Genomic DNA, 20,439 nt, shown 5'->3' on the forward strand with positions numbered 1-20,439 from the left:
GAAGAAGGAGCTCCCATGACCACCGTCACCATCGTCGCCGCCATCGGCGCCATCACCGCGATCGCCGTCATCTTCGGGACGGACGTGCTCGCCGGCGTCGTCCTGCGCAGCGTCTACGCCGAGGTCGATGAGCGCACACTCGTGCAGGTGGTCGGGCGCGGACACCGTTACGGCGACCGACGCCTCCCCGTCGTCGGCATCTCCTCGGTCGTGCTCACCGCCGCGACCGGCGTGCTGTCCGCGTTCTGGGGCGCTCCCGCCGCCGCGGTCCTCGCCGTGGCCGCGCTGGCGTGCCTGCTGATCTGGCTGGCCCTGTTCGCCCGCATCTCGAAGCCGATCAATGCCGCTCTCACGGCCGCCGCCCTGAACGGCACGGTGCCCGAGGACGCACGAGCGCTGCAGGACCGCTGGGAGTCGATCATCCCGCTGCGGGCGACGCTGCAGGGACTCGCCCTGGTGCTGCTGTGCCTCGCCCTCGTCGTGCGGTGATCGGCCCCCTCCCGGATCGCCGCGGCCCGCAGCATCAGACCGGCTCTCCCCTGCGCCGCGGCGCCGCGGCAGGATGGAGACATGCGACGCGTGCACGTGGAGGTGGCCGGCGAGGTCCAGGGCGTGGGCTACCGCTACACCATGCTCATGGTCGCGAGGCAGGCCGAGGTCTCGGGCTGGGTGCGCAACCGGCACGACGGCCGCGTCGAGGCCGAGGTCGAGGGCGCTGACGCGCGCGTCGACGAGGTGCTGGCATGGATGGCGCGAGGCCCGCGCGGCGCACGCGTCCGCGCCATCGATACCACCGAGCTGGCCCCTGTCGGAGACACCGGCTTCGACGTGCGCCGCGATGTCTGATCAGGTGCCGGCCCGGAGTCCCTCGCGACGGCGCGCGGCCGCGAGGGTACTGGTCAGCGCCCGTCGATCTCGGCGAGGCGGAACGAGACCAGGTCCCGGATCAGCTCGTCCGGGATGCTCGCGCCGGGGGCGAAGCGGATCGCACCGGCACTCGACTCCGCACCTTCGATGACCTCGACCCGGGGCGCGACCGCTGCAATGGCGGCGGCGCTGAACGGATAGATCCCGATGTGCCGGGCGGCGCGGATCGCGGAGATGAGCACTTTTCCGTCGTGGGTGAGGGCCGGCATGCGGTAGCCGGTGCCCTGCTCGGCGTCGGGCACGATCTCCTGTGCGAGCTGGTACACGCGCGCAAGCGCCTGCCGATCGCCAGGATCCTGGACCTCGGCGAGGTAGTCGTCGACAACACCCATGACGTCATCCTGACACGCCCCGCTCAGCGCTGGCTCGGAAACCGGACGCGAGGATGCGGGGACGACGAAGGCCCGCCCCGGCGAACCGGAACGGGCCTTCGTGATCCCTTCGACGGGATCAGGGACTGAATGCTCAGAGGGCGTTGACGTCCAGCGGGATGCCGGGGCCGAACGTGGTCGACACGGCGCCCTTCTGGATGTAGCGGCCCTTCGAGCTGGACGGCTTGAGGCGCACGATCTCCTCGAGCGCGGCCTTCATGTTCTCGTCGAGCTGCTCGGCCGAGAACGACGCCTTGCCGACGACGAAGTGCACGTTGGCGTGCTTGTCGACGCGGAACTCGATCTTTCCGCCCTTGATCTCCTCGACGGCCTTGGCCGCGTTCGGGGTCACGGTGCCGGTCTTCGGGTTCGGCATCAGGCCGCGCGGGCCGAGCACCTTGCCGAGACGACCGACCTGGCCCATGAGCTCGGGGGTCGAGACGGCCGCGTCGAAGTTGGTCCAGCCGTCGGCGACCTTCTGGATGAGCTCGGCGCCGCCGACCTCGTCCGCACCCGCGGCGATCGCGGCCTCAGCAGCCGCACCCGTGGCGAACACGATGACGCGGGCGGTCTTGCCGGTGCCGTGCGGGAGGATGACGGTGCCGCGCACCATCTGGTCGGCCTTGCGCGGGTCGACGGAGAGCTTCAGCGCGACCTCGACGGTGGAGTCGAACTTCGCGGAGCCGGTCTCCTTCGCGAGGGCGACGGCCTCGGTCGGGGTGTAGAAGCGGTCTGCCTCGATCTTCGCGGCGGCAGCGTTGTAAGCCTTGGACTTGGTAGCCATTGTTATCTCCCTCAGCCCTCGACCGTGATGCCCATGGAGCGGGCGGTTCCGGCGATGATCTTGGACGCGGCGTCGATGTCGTTCGCGTTCAGGTCTGCCTGCTTCTGCTCGGCGATCTGACGGACCTGCTCGGCCGTGATCTTCGCGACCTTGACGGTGTGCGGAGTGGCGGAGCCCTTCTGCACGCCCGCAGCCTTCTTGATCAGCTCGGCGGCCGGCGGGGTCTTCAGGATGAACGTGAAGCTGCGGTCCTCGTAGACGGTGATCTCGACGGGGATGACGTTGCCGCGCTGCGACTCGGTCGCGGCGTTGTACGCCTTGCAGAACTCCATGATGTTGACGCCGTGCTGACCGAGCGCGGGGCCGATCGGCGGGGCCGGGTTGGCGGCGCCGGCGTTGATCTGGAGCTTGATCAGGCCGGTCACCTTCTTCTTCGGTGCCATTTCCTCTTCCTTTCATCGAGCGGATGCCGGACGCACCCGCTCTCCCGCAGATCCGGCGGATCCGGATCGCGGTGGTGTTCGCGCGCACACGCGCACGCCCGTGAGGGCGAAGGCGGCGCACAAACCATAGAAGTCTACCGGATCCCCGGGGCGTGCCGTGTTCAGGATCTCCTCGAGGGAACGCCGCGCCGATCGAGGCGCCGCGACCATCGGCCGACCATCGAATGCGGCAGCGAGTGCCCCCGTCTATCTCGTGGCGATGATCGGCGTCATGGCGCCCCCTCGCAGCGCGCGGTCGCTGGTCGCGATGGCGAGCCCTCTCCGGGTGGCTTGGGCGACGATCATCCGGTCGAAGGGGTCGCGGTGGTCCCATTTGAGCTGACCGGCGAGGATCGCGTCGGCGGAGTCCATGGCCAACTCCTCGACATTCATCGAGGCGAGCGTGTCCGTCCAGTTGAACAGGATCCCCTGACCGTCCAGTCGGCCGATACGGGACTTGATCGAGATCTCCCACGCCGACGCAGCGGAGACGAAGACGGGGTTGGCAGGATCGTCGATCACCGCCAGGGCAGGCGGGGCGATGCGGTCAGGGGACGTCATCAGCCAGAGCAGGGCATTGGTGTCGAGCAGGATGGACGTCACGAGGCGAGGCCCTCCCAGGCGTCCATTTCCTCGTCCGGCAACGGCGCGTCGAAATCCTCAGGGATCACGACACCGGGGAACTGCCCGAACACCCGCTTCCGCGGTGCAACGGGCGACAGGATCGCGACCGGCCGACCATGCGAGGTGATCGTGAGAGGACTGCCGGTCTTCTCCACTTCGGCGAGGAGTGCGTTCAACTTCGCCTTGGCCTCGGTGCTGGTGACGGTGTGCATGGAACAATGCTACGCCGTAAGGACCAGTACCACTAGTCCGCTTAGACCGAACGAGCCGAAGAGCGGATGCGTTTCGAGACGACGACGCCCCGCCGGGCCGGAGCCGGGCGGGGCGTCGTGGACGCGAAGCGTCAGATCATCTTGGTGACCTGGTCGAAGGACAGCTCGACCGGGGTCTCGCGCTCGAACAGCGACACCAGCACGGTGAGCTTGCCGCTCTCCGGCTTGATCTCGCTGATCGTGCCGGGAAGACCCGCGAACGAGCCCTCCTTGATCGTGATGGTCTCGCCGATCTCGAAGTCGACCTCGGCCGCGAGCGGGCGGGCCACGGCGGTGCCGCCCTTGGCCGCGACGGCCTTGGCGGTCGGGACGTCCTTGACCTCGACGAGGGACTTCAGCATGGTGAAGGCCTCTTCGAAGCGGAGCGGGGTCGGGTTGTGCGCGTTGCCGACGAAGCCGGTGACGCCGGGCGTGTGCCGCACGACGGACCAGGTGTCCTCGTTGAGCTCCATGCGCACGAGCACGTAGCCGGGGATCCGGACGCGCGTGACCATCTTGCGCTGACCGTTCTTGATCTCGACGACGTCCTCCATCGGGACCTCGATCTGGTAGATGTCGTCCTCGACCTCGAGCGTCGACTTGCGCTGCTCGATGTTGGCCTTCACCTTGCGCTCGAAGCCCGCGTAGGAGTGGATCACGTACCACTTGCCGGGGAGCATGCGCAGCTCCATGCGGAAGGCCTCGTACGGGTCCTCCTCGGCGTCGTCCTCGTCGGCCTCGACGGCGTCGTCGTCGCCGTTGATGTCCGGCCCGTCGTAGGGGGCGACCTCGTCGGCGGCCGCGGCCTCGCGGTCTGCGGCCTCTTCGGCGACGGAGTCGTTGAGGACCTCGGCGGCGGCCTCGGACTCCGCGGCCTCGTCCAGGTTGAGCGCGTCGTTCACGATCGCATCTGCCTCCGGGTCTTCGATCTCGATGTCTTCGTCATCGTCTTCGTACTCTTCGTCGCCCTCGATGTGCAGCGCGATGTGCTCGGCGGGGGTGGAGGAGCGCTCTTCGGCGGAGAGCACGTCGCCCTCCTGAGCCTCGTCTTCTTCGCTCGACTGCTCGGCGGCGGTCGCCCAGTCGGCGTCGTCGGAGTATCGTTCGGACACTTGCTCTTCTCTCCTTCAGGTTCGGCCCCGGGTCAATGGACCCCGGGCCGCGGGATCACGCGGTTTTCCCGGGAACCCCGAAGACTTGCGCCGTCAGCCACGAGAAGACCATGTCAAGCCCGTACACGAGCGCCATCATCACGATGACGAACCCGAGGACGACCAGGGTGTACTTGACGAGCTCCTTGCGCGTCGGAGTGACCACCTTGCGGAGCTCCGCGATCACCTGACGGAAGAACAGCGCGATGCGAGCGAAGAAGCCGAGCCTCTTGTCGCGGCCCGCGCCGCCGTTCGCCGTGGAGACCACAGCGCCCGATGCGTCCTGAACCATCCTCGAGTACCTTTCGTGTGCCAGCTGCGAGCTGACGCGCAGGGCGGACAGGAATCGAACCTGCAACCTGCGGTTTTGGAGACCGCTGCTCTGCCAATTGAGCTACCGCCCTAGAGGTCCGAGGACCTCTGTCCGCATCCTCCTGCTGCGCTCGGGAGACCCGAGGCACGGCGAAAGAATGCAGACAACAACTGCTGGTCCAGTGTACGGCATGCCCGGAGCCGGGCCGAATCGGGCCGGGATCCGTCGTGTCCCGGGCGTGGCGCGGGCGGCGTCAGACCCGCCGCATCGTCCGCACCGCGACATTGCGCAGGGCGAGGCCCGCGCGCGTCCGCGGCACGAGGAACCCGGCACCGATGCCGGCTCCCGACTGCTTCCGCTCCACGAGCGGGCGCAGCTCGCTCTCATAGCGCCGCAGGGCCGCAGCGATGTCGCGGCCGCCCGCGAGCGCGCGGCCGAGCACCTGCGCCCCGGCGAGCGCCATGCTGGACCCCTCTCCCAGGAGGGTGATGCTCGAGGCTGCGTCGCCGAGCAGGACGGCCCGGTCGCGGGACCAGGCGCGCACCCGCACCCGCTGCACGGCATCGAAGTAGAAGTCCTGGGCTCCGGCGAGCGCCGCGAGCGCGACCGGCGCGTGCCATCCGAAGCCCGCGTACCACTGGTGCAGGAGGGCACGCTGGCTCGCCGCGTCGTCCGGCAGCGGGCCGGAGTGGCGGAACAGGAAGGCGGCACCCGGTCTGCCGCCGGCCGGGTGCAGCGCCAGCGCGCGTGACGGCTCGTTGCGCATCTCGACCGTCTCCCGATCCCCGGGGAGATCCGGGATCTCCACCGTGGCGATCCCGAGGCCGAGGGAGCCGCCAGCGCCGCGCTCCTGCACGGGCCACAGCGCACGTCGCGTCGCGGAGTGCTGCCCGTCGGCACCCACGACCAGGTCGTAGCGCTCGATGACGCCACCGAGCACGGCGTCGACGCCGTCGCTGGTGACGGTCAGCGAGTCGAACGTCTCACCGTACCGGATCCGAGCGTGCTGGGAGGCGGCCTCCAGCAGCACCGCCGACAGGTCGCGGCGGGCGATCTCGATGTCGTCTTCGGAGGTCCGAATCCGGATCCGCGCGAACGGCCTGCCGGTCGGACCGATCATCGCGAGGCTGCGTGCACCGGTGTCGTGTTCCCGCAGTCGCGCGGTGACGCCGAGGGCCTGCGCCGCCGCCAGTCCGGCATCGCGGACGTCGACAGGACTGCCGCTGGAACGCGCGCGCTCCCCGCGTTCGAGGACGGTCACGGCGTGCCCGTCCCGGCCGAGGAATGCAGCTGCCGCCGCGCCGGCGATCCCGCCGCCCACGATCAGGATCCGCAGTTTCTGCATGTCATGCAGGTTAGCGGTGCCTGCAATCACCAGTTCAGCCGACCGCCCCGCGATCGCTCCCGGACCGGATCAGCCGATCGCGCGGGCCACCGCATCGAACGCCCTGATCGTCCAGAGCAGGCGCTCGGCGTCCTGCGGCGTCGGCCAGCTGGACAGCTTCGCGGCGACGACGTTCGCGGCGCGATTCACGTAGATCATCTGGCCGTGGATGCCGAGCGCGAGGAGCACGTCGGATCCCGGGTAGGGGAACCAGAACCCGTTGCGGTACATCCCGCCCGGCATGAGCGTGGGCTCGGCGGCGTTCGCGAAGGCCGCACGCGAATCCGGGGCACCGTACAGCGTCTCCGCGATCCACGACGCCGGCAGCACCTGCCGGCCGTCGAGGGCGGCGCCGTCGCGCAGGAACAGGGTGCCGAAGCGCAGCAGATCCCGCAGCGACGCCGAGACGCCGCCGTCGAACATGCCGGCGCCGACCGCGTCCACTCCCACGTTCGCGCCGAACTCGGCCCCCATCGGCCCCCAGAGACGCTCGGACATCAGGTCGGCGGGATGGATCCCCGTCGCCCCCTCGAGCACGAACGCGAGCGTGTCGGTCTCGCACGACTTGTAGTCGAAGCGTCCGCCGTGCGGACCGTCGGCGCCGAGCGACGCGAGGAAGTCGCGCAGCGTGCCGGGAGTCGCCGGGTGCCGGCGCGGGGCCCAGCCGATCGCCTCCTCGAGCAGGCGCACCTCGGCGTTCTCGTCCAGGTAGGCCTCGGAGAAGCGGATGCCGGTGCGCATGTCCAGCAGATCCCGCACGCGGGCGCCGTCGTAGCCGGATCCGGCGAGCGCCGGCACGTAGCCGGTCACCTGCGCGCCGGGGTCGAGCGCTCCGGCGCCGATCAGGGTCCCGGCGACGGCGGTGGTGAGCGACTTGCTGACCGACATGAGCAGGTGCAGCACCTCGGCGGACATCGTGCCGACGTACTGCTCCCCCATCACCGCGCCGTCCCTGGCCACGATCCAGGCGTCGGTGAACGTCGAGCCCATTACGTCCTCGAACGGCGCAGAGCGCTGCTCCCACGGATGCGCGACCTCGATGTGACCGAGGTCGGCGGGCACCGAGGGCAGCGGCAGCGTCCGGCCGCCGGACGAGATCGGGTGCACGGGCAGGAAGTCCGCCATGTGCTGCATCGACCAGCGCAGGTTCGGCTCCTGCTGCCACGCCTCGAGCGGAGGGACGAAGCCGTCCATCGGCCTGATCCCGTCCGAGGGCGCCGGGGCGACCTGCCCGGCCGGTGGCACGGCCTCCGTCGCCGGGGTCGTGCCGTTCCAGGTGCCCGTCGACGGGGGTGTCACATCGCCGCTCATGAGGTCGATGGGGTTCCGATCTGCTCGTGCTCGTCGATCTCCGCCTGGGGCGGCAGCGGCGTGGCCGCGTACATCGCCCTGATGGACTCGATGAGATGCTTCGCGCGGATCGACAGGCGCCCCGTGGGCGTCTGCAGCCGGCCCTTGGTGACCAGGATCCCGAGATCCGCGCCCTTCCAACGATAGTCGCCTGGGCCGTAGATCCGGAGGAAGAAGGACTCCGCCTCGGACCCGAGCAGGTGCCAGTCCAGATCGCCCTGCGAGAACGCGAGCCGGCCGTAGGAGTCCAGCACGTAGCGACCGCTCGGAGGCGCCACGTCGATGTGCTCGACCGTGGGCGAGGTGTGCTTGATGATCATGTGGCTCCACTGATCGGCGGCGGCGAGCTCCTCCCAGCGGTCGTTGATCTCGTCGACGTCGAGATCGAACTCGACGCCCGCGAACTCGAGCAGGTGGAACACGAACAGCGGCACGTCCGCGTAGGCGCCCGCCGTGACGTTCGTGATCGCCGATGCGCCCGAGATCCGCGGGTTGAGCTCGCCGAGGTACACGTCGCCGGTGTCGGTGTCGAGCAGCACGTCGACCTCGAAGAAGCCGCGGTAGCCCTCGGCGCCGAGCGCGTCGCCGAGCGTGCGCACGAGCTTCGTCGCGGTGCGCCGGGTGGCGTCGTCCAGCACGTCGGGGAACATCTCGTTGCCGGCCCAGCCGCCGCGATACGGCGTGAGCTCCTTGTGGCCGGTGATCTCGGTCATGAACGGACCGACGATCGTGCCGTGCCGGGTGAGCACCGCCTCGACCGCGATCGGGCGGTTGTTGATCCGCTTCATGACCTTCAGCTCGTGGCCGACGATGTCGTCCCTGTGCTTCCCGAACGAGGCCGCGTCGGTCACGAAGTACGTGGTCTTGCCGGAGTCGCCGTAAGCGGTCTGCACGACCAGGTCGCCGCCGAGCCCCGCCTTCTCGGCCTGCGCCTGCAGATCCTCGAAGGACTCCACGGTCGTGATCACGTTCGGCACGCTCGGCACGCCCACCGCCTCGGCGATCCGCGTCGTCACCATCTTCGAGTCCAGGCGCTCGCGCAGAGACGCCGCGGGCAGGATCAGCTCGTAGCCGAGCTCCTCGCAGATCGCCTCGGTCTCCTCGTCGAAGAACACCATCGCGATCTTCGGACGCTCGCCCGCCGGGGTGAGCCGGGCGATGTGCGCGCGCACCTCGTGATGGCGCAGCAGCCAGTTGTTGATCTCCTCGCCGCTCTGGAACTCGATGTACGGCTTGTGGATCGGGCTGAACACGCGCGGGTGCGCGCCCTGCCAGCTGTCGTAGTACGTGACGTAGGAGAAGCCGCGCACCCACCGGTCCAGCCCGAGCAGGTTGAACGCGGAGGCGCCGACGAAGAAGATCGGGGTGCGGTTGGTGCGGAAGAAGTGCCGGATCTCCGACATGTTCCGCAGGCCGTGGGTACGCGGGGCCGGCTCGGCGACGACGATCTCGGGATCCAGCGTCGGCGCCGCGACGGGGAGGGGCCCGGTGTTCGCGGATGCCGCGGACCGGGGCGCCGACTTGCGCGGCTTGGGCCGGGCCGTCGCGGTCTTGGCGGAAGCGCCGCGCGCCGCCGCCTTGGCGGCCCCCGCCTTGTCCGCGGACGATCGCACCGTCCGTCGTCTCGGTGCGCGCGCGGCCGCAGGATCGCCCTCGGGCGTCTGTGCGGATCCCTTGCCCGTCGGATCGCTGCCGGTCGGGTTGCTGTCCCTCGGATTGCGTACCACGATGGATCCCTCCATTCACAGGTCCGCGCGGCACCGTTGCCGTGCGGGTCGAGGCTGCCGGGGACGACGCGGACGCCGTCCCCGGTGCCCTCAGGCTACGCGGATGAGCTTCTTGTTCACGAACTCGTCCGCCGCCAGCAGCCCCATCTCGCGGGCGGTGCCGCTGCGCTTCACGCCGCCGAACGGCAGCTCGGGGCTGTCCGCGAGCACGACGTTGACGTACACCATGCCCGCCTCGATGCCGTTCGCCACCCGCTCGGCCTGGGCCGGATCGGTGGTGAAGACGTACGAGCCGAGACCGAACGACGTGTCGTTCGCGAGCGCGACCGCGGCATCCTCGTCGGCGACGCGGTACACGACGCCGGCGGGTCCGAACAGCTCCTCGCGGTAGACGTCCATGTCGGCGGTGACGTCGGCGAGCACGGTCGGCGCGAAGAACGCGCCGTCGCGAGTGCCGCCGGTGAGCAGCGTCGCGCCCTGCTTCACGGCGGTGTCGACCTGCTCCTGCAGGCGCTCGGCCGCGGCCACCGAGGACAGCGGTCCGAGGACCGTGTCCTCCTGGGTGGGGTCGCTCGCCTGCACCGCTGCCAGCTTCGCGACGAACTTCTCCACGAACTGGTCGTAGAGGCCGTCCACGACGATGAACCGCTTGGCGCCGTTGCAGGACTGGCCGTTGTTGTCCAGGCGCGCGTCCACGGCGGCCTGCACGGTCGCGTCCAGGTCGTCGGTGGACAGCAGGATGAACGGATCCGATCCGCCGAGCTCGAGGGCGACCTTCTTCAGGTTGCGGCCGGCGACCTCGGCGACGGCGGCGCCGGCCCGCTCGGATCCGGTCACCGAGACGCCCTGCACGCGCGGGTCGGCGATGATCGTCGCGGACTGCTCGTTCGTCGCGTACACGTTGACGTAGCCGCCGTCGGGCAGGCCCGCGTCGCTGTAGATCTCCTCGAGGAGAGCCGCGGACTCGGGGCACTGCGGGGCGTGCTTCAGGATGATGGTGTTGCCGAGCGCCAGGTTGGGCGCGGCGAAGCGGGCCACCTGGTAGGCCGGGAAGTTCCACGGCATGATGCCGAACAGTGCGCCCAGCGGCGCCCTGCGGACGACCGCGGTGCCCTCGCCGAGGATGTCCAGCGGCTGGTCGGCGTTGATCTTCTCCGCGTTGTCGGCGTAGAACTCGATGATGTCGGCGGCGAAGTCGATCTCGCCGGCCGCCTGGGCGAGCGGCTTGCCCATCTCGCGCACGATGATCGCGGCGAACTCGTCGCGACGCGCGCGGTGTCCCTCCGCGATCCGGCGGATCACGGCGGCGCGCTCGGCCACCGGAGTGCTCCCCCACACCGAGGCGGCGCCGTGGGCGCGAGCGATCGCGTCCTCGATCTGCGCGTCGGTGAAGGTGTCATAGGTCGCCAGGGTCTCGCCCGTGGCCGGGTTGACGACGGCGTAGTCGGTCATGTCCGGTTCCTTTCGGTTGGTTCGGTGGGATCGGCCCCTGCGACGGAGTCAGGGCCCGATCAGTGGGATCAGTCGACCGGGATCAGCGTGTACTTGGTCGAGAGGTACTCGTGGATGCCTTCGAAGCCGCCCTCGCGGCCGACGCCGGACTGCTTGACGCCGCCGAAGGGTGCTGCGGCGTTCGACACCACGCCCACGTTCAGACCCATCATGCCCGTCTCGAGAGCGTCGATCATGCGGTGTCCGCGGGCGAGGTCCTGCGTGAAGACGTAGGACACCAGGCCGTACTCGGTGTCGTTCGCGAGACGCACGGCCTCGGCCTCGTCCGCGAAGGTCGCGATCGCGAGCACCGGGCCGAAGATCTCCTCGCGGAGGATCTCGCTGCCGGCCTGCACGTTCGAGAGCACGGTGGGCTGGTAGAAGGATCCGGCGCCCTCGAGCGCCTTGCCGCCGGACAGCAGCGTCGCGCCGCGCTCCACGGCGTCGCCGACGAGCTCCTGGGCCTTGGCGACCGCGTCGTGGTCGATGAGCGGGCCGATGGTGACGCCCTCCTCGGTGCCGCGGCCGATCTTCATCGCGTTCACGCGCTCGGTGATCCGGCGGGCGAACTCGTCGGCGACGTCCCGGTGCACGATGAAGCGGTTCGCCGCGGTGCAGGCCTGGCCGATGTTGCGGAACTTCGCCGCCAGGGCGCCCTCCACGGCCTTGTCCAGATCCGCGTCCTCGAAGACGACGAACGGGGCGTTGCCGCCGAGCTCCATCGACACGCGCAGCACGCCCTCCGCCGCCTGGGCGATGAGCTTGCGGCCGACTTCGGTGGAGCCGGTGAACGACAGCTTGCGCAGCCGCGGGTCGGCGATGATCGGAGCCGACAGCGCCGACGAGCGCGAGGTCTGCACGACGTTCACGACGCCGGCGGGCAGGCCCGCCTCCTCGAGCAGCTTCACGAAGTACATCGTGGTGAGCGGGGTCAGCGCCGGCGGCTTGATGACCACCGTGCAGCCTGCCGCGAGCGCTGGCGCGATCTTGCGGGTCGCCATCGCGAACGGGAAGTTCCACGGGGTGACGAAGAACGACGGTCCCACGGGGCGCTGCGAGACCACCATGCGACCGGTGCCCTCGGGGTTCAGGCCGTAGCGGCCGGAGATGCGCACGGCCTCCTCGCTGAACCATCGCAGGAACTCGCCGCCGTAGACGACCTCGCCGCGCGCCTCGGCGAGCGGCTTGCCCATCTCGACGGTCATCAGCAGCGCGAGGTCCTCCTTGTGCGCCTGCACGAGGTCGAACGCGCGGCGCAGGATGTCGCTGCGGGTGCGCGGGGCGGTCGCGGCCCAGGCGTCCTGCGCGGCGACAGCCGCGTCCAGGGCGCGCTTGCCGTCGGCCGGGGAGGCGTCGGCGATCGTCCGCACGACGTCGTTGGTGGCGGGGTCGTGCACGTCGAAGGTCTTGTCGCCCTCGGCGGCGACCCACTCGCCGGCGATGTAGAGCCCGGTGGGGACGCTCTCCAGCAGGTTCTTCTCCAGATCGGTCATCTCGATCCTCCTTCTCAGCGGTTGTTTCGCGTTCTTGTCGTCTGTGGGCGGAACCGCTCAGGATTCCGCGTCGGGGGCGTCGCCCGCTCTGGTGCGCGGCACGACGATCATCGGGACCGGGATCACGTCGAGCATCTTCGCGGCGGTGGAGCCCAGGAACAGCCGGCGCGGCTGTGCGAGGCGGCTGGATCCGACCAGGATCAGCTCGCCGGGCAGCCAGGACAGCTGCTCGACGGCCTGCTCCACGGTGTCGCCGGGAGCGCGCTCGAGCTCCGCGCGGACGCCGGGCGGCAGTTCCATCTCGGCACGGGCCAGCACGTCGTCGCCGTGCGCGGTGCTCACCAGCCGGATCGACTGCAGGTCCAGACCGCGCGGCACGTCGAACGCGACCAGGGACACCAGGCGGAGGGTCGCGCCGGTGGAGGCGGACAGCGCGACTGCGGCCTCGAGCAGCACGTCCGCGCCGGGACGGCTGCCGATCGCGGCGGTCACGCGCGAGATCGGCGCCGCCGCGTCCTCGCTGTGCGCGAAGCCCGCGGGGGCGAGCGCCACCGGGATCGGCGAGGAGTGCAGCAGCGCCTGCGCGACGCTGCCCATCCGGTGCAGCCCCACCGTCGCGCCGTTCGCGGCGCCGACGACGATGAGGGCCGCATCCAGCTCCTCGCCGGCGAGCACGAGGCCCTCGGCGAACGAGTCGTGCTGGCGCACCTGCGGAGTGTGCGCGACGTCCGAGGGGATCGCCTCGGCCGCCGCGTCCAGCCACTCCTTCGCCTGCCCGTGGACCGGCTCCGGGTTCCCGGGTCCGGTCGCGACCTCGGCACTCGTGGCGCGCTCGTCGGGCAGGATCACCAGCACGTGAAGGTGCCGCCCGGTGCTCCGGGCGAGGCGGACGCCCAGCGCGAGGGCGTCCGCTCCGGTCTCCGTCGCCGTGTAGCCGACGACGATCGAGGTGGTCATCAGCCGGCGTCGACCGCGGCGCTCACGCCGGAGCCGACCACGTCCGCGGCCGTTCCGCCGGTGGCCGTCGCGCGGCGGGCGTCCAGGATCTGCGCGGCCGCGAGCCGGCCCATCCTGATCGCGCCGTCGACGTGCTGGTAGCCCGCGCCGGCGAGGTCGGAGCACGCGAAGTGGATCGGCCCGACCGACGCGCGCAGGTCCTTGCCGTAGCGGTGCAGGCCGCCCATGTCGAAGCTCGCCGCGTACGCGCCGCGGGTCCACTCCTCGGAGCCCCAGTCGCTCTCGTAGTAGACGACCGGGTTCTTCGCCTCGTCGCCGTAGTAGTGCGCGAGAGACTCCAGGATCCGCTCCTTGCGCTCCTCGGCGCTCAGCTCGAACACCCCGTCCGCGTTCTGGTCGCTGACGAAGCCGACCAGGGTCCCGCGCTCGTCGCCGTGGTTGGTGTTGTCGTACGCCTCGTGCACGAGCTCGTACGGGCTGAAAGCGGTGGCGCTCAGGCCCTGCTCGCGCCAGAACGGACGGTCGTAGACGGCGTGCACCTTGATCACGAAGCCCATCGACAGGTGCTGGTGCATCTGGTGCTGGCGGCGCGGCAGGGGCGGCACGAACGAGATCCGGTTGTACAGCACCGGGGCGTGCGCGAGGATCGCGTAGCGGGCGCGGACGGTGAGCGAGTCGGTCGTCGCGGTGACGCCGTCGGTCCCTGAGCCCGTCGACGGGTCCCATTCCAGGGTGCGCACGGGCTGGTTCAGCAGCACGTCGTCGCCGAGGCGCTCGGCGAGCAGCAGCGGAACCTGCTGCAGGCCGCCCACGACGCGCTTGTCGAGGATGAAGTCCGCGTCGACGAGGTGCGAGTAGGAGCCGGCAGAAGCCGCCATCAGCAGCGACTGCAGCAGCGAGAACGCGTGCGTCGGCTTGGTGAGCATCGCGGATCCGGTGGCGAACGCGAGGTTGCGGACGGCCTCGTCGTCGTCGGTCTGCTGGCGCAGCCAGGCGTCCCAGGTGACCTGGTCCCACTCGGCCGCCTTCGGGTGCGCGTAGGGACGGTCCGGGTCGATCTCGGCGACCATCGCGTCGAGACGCTCGGTGATCTCCGCGATGACCTTCTCGGTCTCGGCCGACACCGGGAACATCTCGCCGGTGAAGCGGTGCAGCGTGCCGTCGGGGCCGACGTAGACGCTGTCGCCTTCGCGGTATCGGCTGAACGTCTCCAGGCCCAGCTCATCGATCGTCTCGATCAGGGCGTCCTGATCCGGCGAGACCCACTGGCCGCCGATCTCGAGCATGGCGCCCTCGATCACATCGGTCCACAGCCGGCCGCCGACGCGGTCGCGGGCTTCGAGCACGACGACCGAGAGACCGGCCTTGCGCAGCTCGTTCGCGGCGGTGGTGCCTGCGGCCCCCGCTCCGACGATGAGCACGTCACGGGTGATGTCGGCCATTCTCTACTCCTTCATGAGAGGGGAGGCACCGAGGTGCGTGGTGGAGAAAAAGTTGCCGGGCGCGATCCAGCATCCCCCGATCCCGATCGCGCCCGGACGTCTCAATGGGCTGCCAGCGCAGCGGCGACGATGTCGAGTCCCTCGTTCAGGAGGTCGTCGCCGATCGTCAGCGGCGGGAGGAAGCGGATCACGTTGCCGAACGTGCCGCAGGTGAGGACGATGACGCCTTCGGCGATGGCCGCCTTGGCGACGGCGGCGGTGAGCGCCGCGTCGGGGGCGCCGGTCGCCGGGTCGACGAACTCGGCGGCGATCATCGCGCCGTGTCCGCGGATGTCGCCCAGGCGCGGGTCGGCGGCCTGGATGGCGGCGAGACGGCCCTTGAGCAGCGCGCCGATCTCGGTCGCGCGCTCGATCAGCCCGTCGTTCTCGTAGGCGTCGATCGCGGCGAGCGCGGCGGCGCAGGCGACGGGGTTGCCGCCGTAGGTGCCGCCGAGGCCGCCGGAGTGCGAGGCGTCCATGATCTCGGCGCGGCCGGTGACCGCCGCCAGCGGCATGCCGCCGGCGATGCCCTTGGCCGTGGTGATCAGGTCGGGCTCGATGCCGAAGAGCTCGCTCGCGAACATCGCGCCGGTGCGGCCGAAGCCGGTCTGCACCTCGTCGGCGATGAACACGACGCCGTTCGCGCGGCACCAGTCCAGGATCGCGGGCAGGTAGCCGTCGGCGGGGACGATGAAGCCTCCCTCGCCCTGGATGGGCTCGATGATCACGGCGGCCAGGTTGTCGGCACCGATCTGCTTCTCGAGCTGCAGGATCGTGCGGGCCGCCGCCTCGGCGCCGGAGAGGCCGTCGCGGAACGGGTAGGAGGCCTGGGCGCGATACACCTCGGGGGCGAACGGGCCGAAGCCGCTCTTGTACGGCATGGCCTTGGCGGTGAGCGCCATCGTCAGGTTGGTGCGGCCGTGGTAGCCGTGGTCGAACGCGACGACGGCCTGGCGACCGGTGTGCTTGCGGGCGATCTTGATCGCGTTCTCGACGGCCTCGGCGCCCGAGTTGAACAGCGCGCTCTTCTTGGCGAAATCGCCCGGGGTGAGCCGGTTGAGGGCCTCGGCGACCTCGACGTACGACTCGTACGGCGAGATCATGAAGCAGGTGTGCGTGAACTGCGCGGCCTGGGCGGCGATGGCCGCGGCGACCTTGGGGTGCGCGTTGCCGACGGTGGTCACGGCGATGCCGGATCCCAGGTCGATGAGCGAGTTGCCGTCGGCGTCGACCACGACGCCACCACCGGCGGCGACGGCCGCGACCGGGACCGTGTGCCCGACGCCGGCGGGAACCGCGGCGGCCTTGCGGGCGATGATCTCGGCCGAGCGGGGACCGGGGAGCTCGGTGACGAGGCGGCGCTCCTGCGGGAGCGATGGTCCGCCGAGGGGAAGCGTTTCAGCCTGCGCGTCGATGGTGGTCATGGCGTCGAGATTACGAGGATCGACAGCGGTCAGCATTCGCCCGGGCGTACAATATGGATCGAGATTTCGCCGGATCGGCCATCCCCGAGATCCGCTCGCCCGGAAGGACTCCATGGACCAGCAGCCCACCCTGCGCACCCTGCTCGGCCGGCGCGATCTGCACCTGTCGCTGGTGGGGACGGAGGACGCGCTCCCCGCGGGAGCGCTCGAGCGTCCGCTGCGCTGGGTGCACAACTCCGACCTCACCGATCCGACGCCGTTCCTCGCCGACGACCTGGCCCTGCTCACCACCGGCACGCAGTTCGCCGACGGCGACGCCGCCGGCACCGCCGATTACGTGCGCCGGCTCGTCGACCGTGGCGTGGTCGCGCTCGGCTTCGGCACCGACGTGCACCGCAGCGGGATCCCCGCCGAGCTCGCGGCGATCTGCGCGGAGGCGGGGCTGCCGCTGTTCGAGGTGCCCTACGGCACGCCGTTCCTCGCCGTGGCGCGCGCGCACTCCGAGGCGATCGCCGCGCAGGCGTACGCGCGGCGCACCTGGGCGCTGGAGACGCAGCGCGCGCTGTCGGTCGCCGCGCTCCGTCCGCGTGGCCTGGAGTCCACGCTCACCGAGCTGTCGCGGCGCCTGGACTGCTGGGTCGGCATGTACGACGCGGCGGGGCAGCTCGCGCACGAGCATCCCGCGGGCGGATCCTCCCCGGCCGTCGCCGGGGCCGCGTCCGATCTGCTGGCGCGCGGCGGATCCGCGAACCGCGTCGTCGAGGAGCGCGACGCGGCGCACACGCTGCTCACCGTGGGGCGCGCCGGGCACCTGCGCGGCGTCGTGGCGATCGCGAGCGGGTCGCTGGACCCGGAGACCCGCACGGTCGTCACGTCCGTCATCGCGATGGCCGGCCTCTCCCTCGAGCAGAGCGAGCAACTCGCGCGCAGCCGTCGGCGGCTGCACCGGCAGCTGCTCGCCTCGCTGCTCAGCGACGACCCGACGCTCGCGCGCCGCGTGCTGGGTTCGCTGCCGCCGGCGCCGGTGATCGTGGCTGTCGCGGCGGGCGAGCGGCAGGGAGCCGTGTCGGAGTGGTGGGAGCGGCGGCAGGGATCCCCGCCCGTCTTCCTCGCCGATTCGGGGGACGGGCTGGTGATGTGCCTCGCCGCGGACGACGCGCCGGTGCTCGACGAGCTGTCGGCGCGGGTCGGCGTGCGGATCGGGGCCTCCGCTCCCGAGGAGTACGCGGGGTTCTCCCGCGCCCACGCGCAGGCGCTCACGGCGCTGCGGCGCGGCGGCGGCGGCACGAGCGTCGCCCGGTACGCGGAGAGCGCGGAGGCCAGCGTGCTGGCCGCCTTCGCGACCGACGAGGCCCGGCTCATCGCGGAGTCCCGGCTGGCGCCGCTGCGCCGTCATGACGCCCGCGACCACGCCGAGCTCGAACGCTCGCTGCGCGTGTGGCTCGAGCACGACACCCGGCTGGAGCCCGCCGCCGCGGCGCTCGGCGTGCACCGGCATACGCTGCGCACCAGGATCGCGCAGGCGTCCGAGATCCTGGGGGCGGATCTGGGATCCTTCCCCGCCCGCGCGGAGCTCTGGGCGACGCTGCGCACCGCCGGGGACTGAGGAGCCCGCGCTTCGGCCTTCCGTGCGCTCCGGGCGTCAGCGCTTCAGCGCCCCCAGCATCTCGGCGGCTGTGCCGTGGAAGATCGGACCGTGGCCGACGACGATCGTCTGCTCCGGGAGGTCCCGCAGCCGTTCCAGGCTCTCCGGCGTCTGCTCCGGGGCGTCGCTGAACGGGCCGAGCTGCACGTCCTCGGATCCGTTCAGCACATGCCGGGTGGTGAGGGCGTCGCCGACGAAGAGGGCGTCCACGGCGGGGATCCGGATGGCGACGGACCCTGGCGAGTGCCCGGGCAGGCCGATGATCTCGGGCGAGCCGGGGAGCGGAAGCACATCGCCGTCCTGCACCGTGCGGACTTCGCCGAGGTGCCGCGGGCGCAGGCCGCCGCGGCGCAGCGCCGCCGCGAAGAACCGCAGCGTCGGGCCGAGGCGCATGGCGCCGCCCGGGGCGGAGGGCGTCTTCTCCCCCTGCGCGCGGCCGGCATCCGCCTCGTGCACATAGGTCGGCACCCCGTACTCGGTACGCAGCCACTCGGCGACGCCGATGTGGTCACTGTCGCCGTGGGTGAGCACCACGCCGCGGATGTCCTCGGGACGGCGGCCCGCGGCCTCGAGCGCCCGCTGCAGGATGCGCCGGTCCCCCGGCAGCCCCGCGTCGATCAGCGTGATGCCCTCGTCGGTGGCGACGGCATGCATGGCGACGATGTCGTCGCCGATCCGGATGAGCTCTGCGTTCATGATGGCTACGTTATATAGCTATCAAGGCTATTGTCAATAGCCTTAGGATGGAGAGCGAAGGAGGATCCGATGCCCGCACCACAGCGCGTCACCGCCTCCTCGCTCGTGGCCGCCGCACGGGCGATCGCAGAGCGCGAAGGCATCGACGCCGTGACCATCAGCGCGGTCGCCGCCGCGGTCGGGGTGCGACCGCCCAGCCTGTACAAGCACGTGCGGCACCGGCACGACCTGCTCCGGCTGATCGCCGACGATGCGGCGCGCGAGCTCGGCCGGGCCGTCACGGTGCTCGTCGGCCCGGCGACGGATCCTCCGGTCGTGCTCGCTGCGATCGCGCGGGCGGTGCGGGCGTTCACCGGGCGCTCCCCCCGCGCCGCCGGGCTGCTGTTCTCCACGCCCGCTCCCGAGGCAGGGCCGTCACCGGACGCCATGACGCCGCTCATCGGGGCACTGCTCGCCGCGGTGCGCCGCTCGACCTCCGGCGACCCGCTCCCGGCGGCACGGACGCTGACGGCCTGGGTCTACGGCTTCTGCACGATGGAGCAGGCCGGTGCATTCCAGCTCGGCGGCGATGTCGACGAGGCCTTCGAGTTCGGCCTCCGCACGCTCATCGGTACGCTCACCGGCAGCGGCTCCGCGGACTGACAGTGATGATGGTGGTGGGAGCCCCGCAGCGGTCGTCCTGACTCTTGGACTGACTGACTTCGGGTCTTGAACGGGATCTGTCGGTCGATTCGCTGCGGGGCTGCCTTTGCACTCACCGTGCGAGGGTTCGTGACCTCATAGGAGCCTGTGCCAGCAGGCACCCATCACTGTCTTGTCCGCTCGCTCTCGGCGGTGCGTGCCGTTCTGTCCCTTGGAGTGAGAGGAACGGCGATGACCACCATCGCACAAGAAACCGAGGTCGGCCAGGTCGAGGTCGCTATCGGGGTCGACACGCACGGCGATACGCACACGGCCGCGGTGATCGATGCGACGGGCCGGCTGCTGGGTTGCGCCCAGTTCCCCGCCGACAAGGCCGGCTACGCGGCGCTGCTGTCGTGGGCGGTGACGTTCGGGATGCTGCTGATCGCCGCGATCGAAGGCACCGGCGCCTACGGTGCGGGCCTGGCCCGGCACCTGCGCGGCGCGGGCGTCGAGCTGCTGGAGATCGACCGCCCCGACCGCAAGACCCGCCGGTTCGCGGGCAAGTCCGACCCGCTGGACGCGGAAGCCGCCGCCCGGGCCGCACTGTCCCGGGCGCGCACTGGTGTCCCGAAAGACCGGACCGGGAAGGTCGAAGCGCTAAGGAATCTGCGCGTCGCCAGGCGCAGCGCCATCGACCAGCGCGCGGACTGCATCAGGCGGATCAAGACGTTGCTGGTCACCGCACCCGACGAGCTGCGGGAACGACTGCGCCACCTGACGGACCGGGAACTGTTACGCATCTGCGCGGCACTGCGACCAGACACATCCCGCATCGGCGACCCGGAACAGGCCGCGAAGGTCGCGCTGCGCGCCCTCGCCCGTCGACACGCCGCGCTGAGCGAAGAGATCGACGAACTCGACGCGCTCATCGACCCTCTCGTCACCACGATCAACCCGGCCCTGCTCGAACTCAACGGGGTCGGTGCCGATGTCGCCGGGCAGCTGCTGGTCACCGCGGGCGAGAACACCGACCGGCTCCGCTCCGAAGCCGCGTTCGCGATGCTCTGCGGCGTCGCCCCGATCCCCGCATCCTCCGGCAAGACACACCGGCACCGCCTCAACCGCGGCGGCGACCGGCAAGCGAACGCCGCCCTCTACAGGATCGTTCTCTGCCGACTCCGCTGGGACCCCAGAACCCAGGCCTACATGCGCCGCCGCACCGAACAAGGCCTCTCCAAGAAAGACATCATCCGCTGCCTCAAAC

Annotated in this window: 21 protein-coding genes and 1 tRNA gene; 5 read left to right on the forward strand and 17 right to left on the reverse strand. The window is 70.8% G+C overall.

Annotation, left to right across the window (positions count from 1 at the left end; genetic code table 11):
* Positions 1 to 15: 15 nt before the first annotated feature.
* Together ACTJJZ_RS03290 and ACTJJZ_RS03295 are read left to right on the forward strand one after the other, a co-directional pair.
* The gene (locus tag ACTJJZ_RS03290) at positions 16 to 489 is read left to right on the forward strand and encodes a DUF1772 domain-containing protein (RefSeq protein WP_440719735.1); all 474 of its coding nucleotides are present in this window, start codon (positions 16 to 18) and stop codon (positions 487 to 489) included.
* Between the two features lie 81 nt (positions 490 to 570).
* The gene (locus ACTJJZ_RS03295; protein ID WP_440719736.1) at positions 571 to 846 is read left to right on the forward strand and encodes an acylphosphatase; all 276 of its coding nucleotides are present in this window, start codon (positions 571 to 573) and stop codon (positions 844 to 846) included.
* A 53-nt stretch (positions 847 to 899) separates the two neighbouring features.
* Here the strand turns inward: ACTJJZ_RS03295 and ACTJJZ_RS03300 are convergent, their stop codons facing one another.
* The 16 genes from ACTJJZ_RS03300 to gabT all read right to left on the reverse strand — a co-directional run bounded on the left by ACTJJZ_RS03300 (position 900) and on the right by gabT (position 16,210).
* Positions 900 to 1,259 (reverse strand): iron chaperone, encoded by a 360-nt coding sequence (locus ACTJJZ_RS03300; protein ID WP_440719737.1) that lies wholly within the window; start codon positions 1,257 to 1,259, stop codon positions 900 to 902.
* 133 nt (positions 1,260 to 1,392) lie between these two features.
* Positions 1,393 to 2,082: a 50S ribosomal protein L1 gene (gene rplA / locus ACTJJZ_RS03305; protein WP_440719738.1), complete on the reverse strand. Its 690-nt coding sequence runs from the start codon at positions 2,080 to 2,082 to the stop codon at positions 1,393 to 1,395.
* 11 nt (positions 2,083 to 2,093) lie between these two features.
* On the reverse strand, positions 2,094 to 2,525 hold the full coding sequence (gene rplK, locus ACTJJZ_RS03310) for a 50S ribosomal protein L11 (RefSeq protein ID WP_045250755.1): 432 nt from the start codon (positions 2,523 to 2,525) through the stop codon (positions 2,094 to 2,096).
* 246 nt (positions 2,526 to 2,771) lie between these two features.
* Positions 2,772 to 3,167 (reverse strand): type II toxin-antitoxin system VapC family toxin, encoded by a 396-nt coding sequence (locus ACTJJZ_RS03315; protein ID WP_440719739.1) that lies wholly within the window; start codon positions 3,165 to 3,167, stop codon positions 2,772 to 2,774.
* Positions 3,164 to 3,400: a type II toxin-antitoxin system Phd/YefM family antitoxin gene (locus ACTJJZ_RS03320; protein ID WP_440719740.1), complete on the reverse strand. Its 237-nt coding sequence runs from the start codon at positions 3,398 to 3,400 to the stop codon at positions 3,164 to 3,166. The genes ACTJJZ_RS03315 and ACTJJZ_RS03320 overlap by 4 nt, the downstream gene beginning before the upstream one ends.
* A 131-nt stretch (positions 3,401 to 3,531) precedes the next feature.
* A complete protein-coding gene (gene nusG / locus ACTJJZ_RS03325) occupies positions 3,532 to 4,551 on the reverse strand; it encodes a transcription termination/antitermination protein NusG (RefSeq protein WP_440719741.1) in 1,020 nt (339 codons plus the stop codon).
* Positions 4,552 to 4,606: 55 nt separating this feature from the next.
* Positions 4,607 to 4,882, reverse strand: coding sequence for a preprotein translocase subunit SecE (gene secE / locus ACTJJZ_RS03330; RefSeq protein WP_440719742.1), 276 nt, complete (start codon positions 4,880 to 4,882; stop codon positions 4,607 to 4,609).
* Between the two features lie 39 nt (positions 4,883 to 4,921).
* Positions 4,922 to 4,994: transfer RNA gene (locus ACTJJZ_RS03335), tRNA-Trp, on the reverse strand.
* 162 nt (positions 4,995 to 5,156) lie between these two features.
* Positions 5,157 to 6,248, reverse strand: coding sequence for an FAD-dependent monooxygenase (locus tag ACTJJZ_RS03340; RefSeq protein ID WP_440719743.1), 1,092 nt, complete (start codon positions 6,246 to 6,248; stop codon positions 5,157 to 5,159).
* Positions 6,249 to 6,317: 69 nt separating this feature from the next.
* Complete coding sequence (locus ACTJJZ_RS03345; protein ID WP_440719744.1) at positions 6,318 to 7,598, reverse strand: serine hydrolase domain-containing protein; 1,281 nt, start codon at positions 7,596 to 7,598, stop codon at positions 6,318 to 6,320.
* A complete protein-coding gene (locus ACTJJZ_RS03350; protein WP_440719745.1) occupies positions 7,595 to 9,364 on the reverse strand; it encodes a biotin carboxylase in 1,770 nt (589 codons plus the stop codon). The genes ACTJJZ_RS03345 and ACTJJZ_RS03350 overlap by 4 nt, the downstream gene beginning before the upstream one ends.
* 90 nt (positions 9,365 to 9,454) lie before the next feature.
* Positions 9,455 to 10,816, reverse strand: coding sequence for an NAD-dependent succinate-semialdehyde dehydrogenase (locus ACTJJZ_RS03355; RefSeq protein WP_440719746.1), 1,362 nt, complete (start codon positions 10,814 to 10,816; stop codon positions 9,455 to 9,457).
* Between the two features lie 68 nt (positions 10,817 to 10,884).
* A complete protein-coding gene (locus tag ACTJJZ_RS03360) occupies positions 10,885 to 12,348 on the reverse strand; it encodes an NAD-dependent succinate-semialdehyde dehydrogenase (RefSeq protein WP_440719747.1) in 1,464 nt (487 codons plus the stop codon).
* Between the two features lie 57 nt (positions 12,349 to 12,405).
* Positions 12,406 to 13,305 (reverse strand): universal stress protein, encoded by a 900-nt coding sequence (locus tag ACTJJZ_RS03365; protein ID WP_440719748.1) that lies wholly within the window; start codon positions 13,303 to 13,305, stop codon positions 12,406 to 12,408.
* Positions 13,305 to 14,747, reverse strand: coding sequence for a flavin monoamine oxidase family protein (locus ACTJJZ_RS03370; protein ID WP_440719749.1), 1,443 nt, complete (start codon positions 14,745 to 14,747; stop codon positions 13,305 to 13,307). Before ACTJJZ_RS03370 ends, ACTJJZ_RS03365 begins: the two co-directional genes overlap by 1 nt.
* A 101-nt stretch (positions 14,748 to 14,848) precedes the next feature.
* Positions 14,849 to 16,210: a 4-aminobutyrate--2-oxoglutarate transaminase gene (gene gabT, locus ACTJJZ_RS03375; protein WP_440719750.1), complete on the reverse strand. Its 1,362-nt coding sequence runs from the start codon at positions 16,208 to 16,210 to the stop codon at positions 14,849 to 14,851.
* Between the two features lie 112 nt (positions 16,211 to 16,322).
* Here gabT and ACTJJZ_RS03380 point away from each other — a divergent pair, with 112 nt between their 5' ends.
* The gene (locus ACTJJZ_RS03380; RefSeq protein ID WP_440719751.1) at positions 16,323 to 17,816 is read left to right on the forward strand and encodes a PucR family transcriptional regulator; all 1,494 of its coding nucleotides are present in this window, start codon (positions 16,323 to 16,325) and stop codon (positions 17,814 to 17,816) included.
* A gap of 36 nt (positions 17,817 to 17,852) precedes the next feature.
* Here ACTJJZ_RS03380 and ACTJJZ_RS03385 read toward each other — a convergent pair whose 3' ends face one another.
* Entirely contained in the window at positions 17,853 to 18,551 is a 699-nt protein-coding gene (locus tag ACTJJZ_RS03385; RefSeq protein ID WP_440719752.1) for an MBL fold metallo-hydrolase, read from the reverse strand.
* A 69-nt stretch (positions 18,552 to 18,620) separates the two neighbouring features.
* Between ACTJJZ_RS03385 and ACTJJZ_RS03390 the strand changes: the two genes are divergently transcribed.
* Together ACTJJZ_RS03390 and ACTJJZ_RS03395 are read left to right on the forward strand one after the other, a co-directional pair.
* Positions 18,621 to 19,193: a TetR-like C-terminal domain-containing protein gene (locus tag ACTJJZ_RS03390; RefSeq protein WP_440719753.1), complete on the forward strand. Its 573-nt coding sequence runs from the start codon at positions 18,621 to 18,623 to the stop codon at positions 19,191 to 19,193.
* 231 nt (positions 19,194 to 19,424) lie between these two features.
* Positions 19,425 to 20,439, forward strand: a 1,015-nt coding sequence (locus ACTJJZ_RS03395; RefSeq protein ID WP_440719754.1) for an IS110 family transposase, incomplete at its 3' end; no start/stop codon positions are given.

The sequence above is a fragment of the Microbacterium sp. 22242 genome, assembly GCF_052045495.1.
Lineage (GTDB): Bacteria > Actinomycetota > Actinomycetes > Actinomycetales > Microbacteriaceae > Microbacterium.

What these genes read in the sequence shown, in the direction of transcription:
- gabT (WP_440719750.1), bottom strand. Translation starts at nt 16,210, where the DNA reads ATGACCACCATCGACGCGCAGGCTGAAACGCTTCCCCTCGGCGGACCA.
- ACTJJZ_RS03380 (WP_440719751.1), top strand. Translation starts at nt 16,323, where the DNA reads ATGGACCAGCAGCCCACCCTGCGCACCCTGCTCGGCCGGCGCGATCTG.
- ACTJJZ_RS03290 (WP_440719735.1), top strand. Translation starts at nt 16, where the DNA reads ATGACCACCGTCACCATCGTCGCCGCCATCGGCGCCATCACCGCGATC.
- ACTJJZ_RS03340 (WP_440719743.1), bottom strand. Translation starts at nt 6,248, where the DNA reads ATGCAGAAACTGCGGATCCTGATCGTGGGCGGCGGGATCGCCGGCGCG.
- ACTJJZ_RS03295 (WP_440719736.1), top strand. Translation starts at nt 571, where the DNA reads ATGCGACGCGTGCACGTGGAGGTGGCCGGCGAGGTCCAGGGCGTGGGC.
- ACTJJZ_RS03385 (WP_440719752.1), bottom strand. Translation starts at nt 18,551, where the DNA reads ATGAACGCAGAGCTCATCCGGATCGGCGACGACATCGTCGCCATGCAT.
- ACTJJZ_RS03390 (WP_440719753.1), top strand. Translation starts at nt 18,621, where the DNA reads ATGCCCGCACCACAGCGCGTCACCGCCTCCTCGCTCGTGGCCGCCGCA.
- ACTJJZ_RS03300 (WP_440719737.1), bottom strand. Translation starts at nt 1,259, where the DNA reads ATGGGTGTTGTCGACGACTACCTCGCCGAGGTCCAGGATCCTGGCGAT.
- rplK (WP_045250755.1), bottom strand. Translation starts at nt 2,525, where the DNA reads ATGGCACCGAAGAAGAAGGTGACCGGCCTGATCAAGCTCCAGATCAAC.
- ACTJJZ_RS03360 (WP_440719747.1), bottom strand. Translation starts at nt 12,348, where the DNA reads ATGACCGATCTGGAGAAGAACCTGCTGGAGAGCGTCCCCACCGGGCTC.
- ACTJJZ_RS03365 (WP_440719748.1), bottom strand. Translation starts at nt 13,305, where the DNA reads ATGACCACCTCGATCGTCGTCGGCTACACGGCGACGGAGACCGGAGCG.
- ACTJJZ_RS03355 (WP_440719746.1), bottom strand. Translation starts at nt 10,816, where the DNA reads ATGACCGACTACGCCGTCGTCAACCCGGCCACGGGCGAGACCCTGGCG.
- ACTJJZ_RS03345 (WP_440719744.1), bottom strand. Translation starts at nt 7,598, where the DNA reads ATGAGCGGCGATGTGACACCCCCGTCGACGGGCACCTGGAACGGCACG.
- ACTJJZ_RS03370 (WP_440719749.1), bottom strand. Translation starts at nt 14,747, where the DNA reads ATGGCCGACATCACCCGTGACGTGCTCATCGTCGGAGCGGGGGCCGCA.
- ACTJJZ_RS03320 (WP_440719740.1), bottom strand. Translation starts at nt 3,400, where the DNA reads ATGCACACCGTCACCAGCACCGAGGCCAAGGCGAAGTTGAACGCACTC.
- rplA (WP_440719738.1), bottom strand. Translation starts at nt 2,082, where the DNA reads ATGGCTACCAAGTCCAAGGCTTACAACGCTGCCGCCGCGAAGATCGAG.
- secE (WP_440719742.1), bottom strand. Translation starts at nt 4,882, where the DNA reads ATGGTTCAGGACGCATCGGGCGCTGTGGTCTCCACGGCGAACGGCGGC.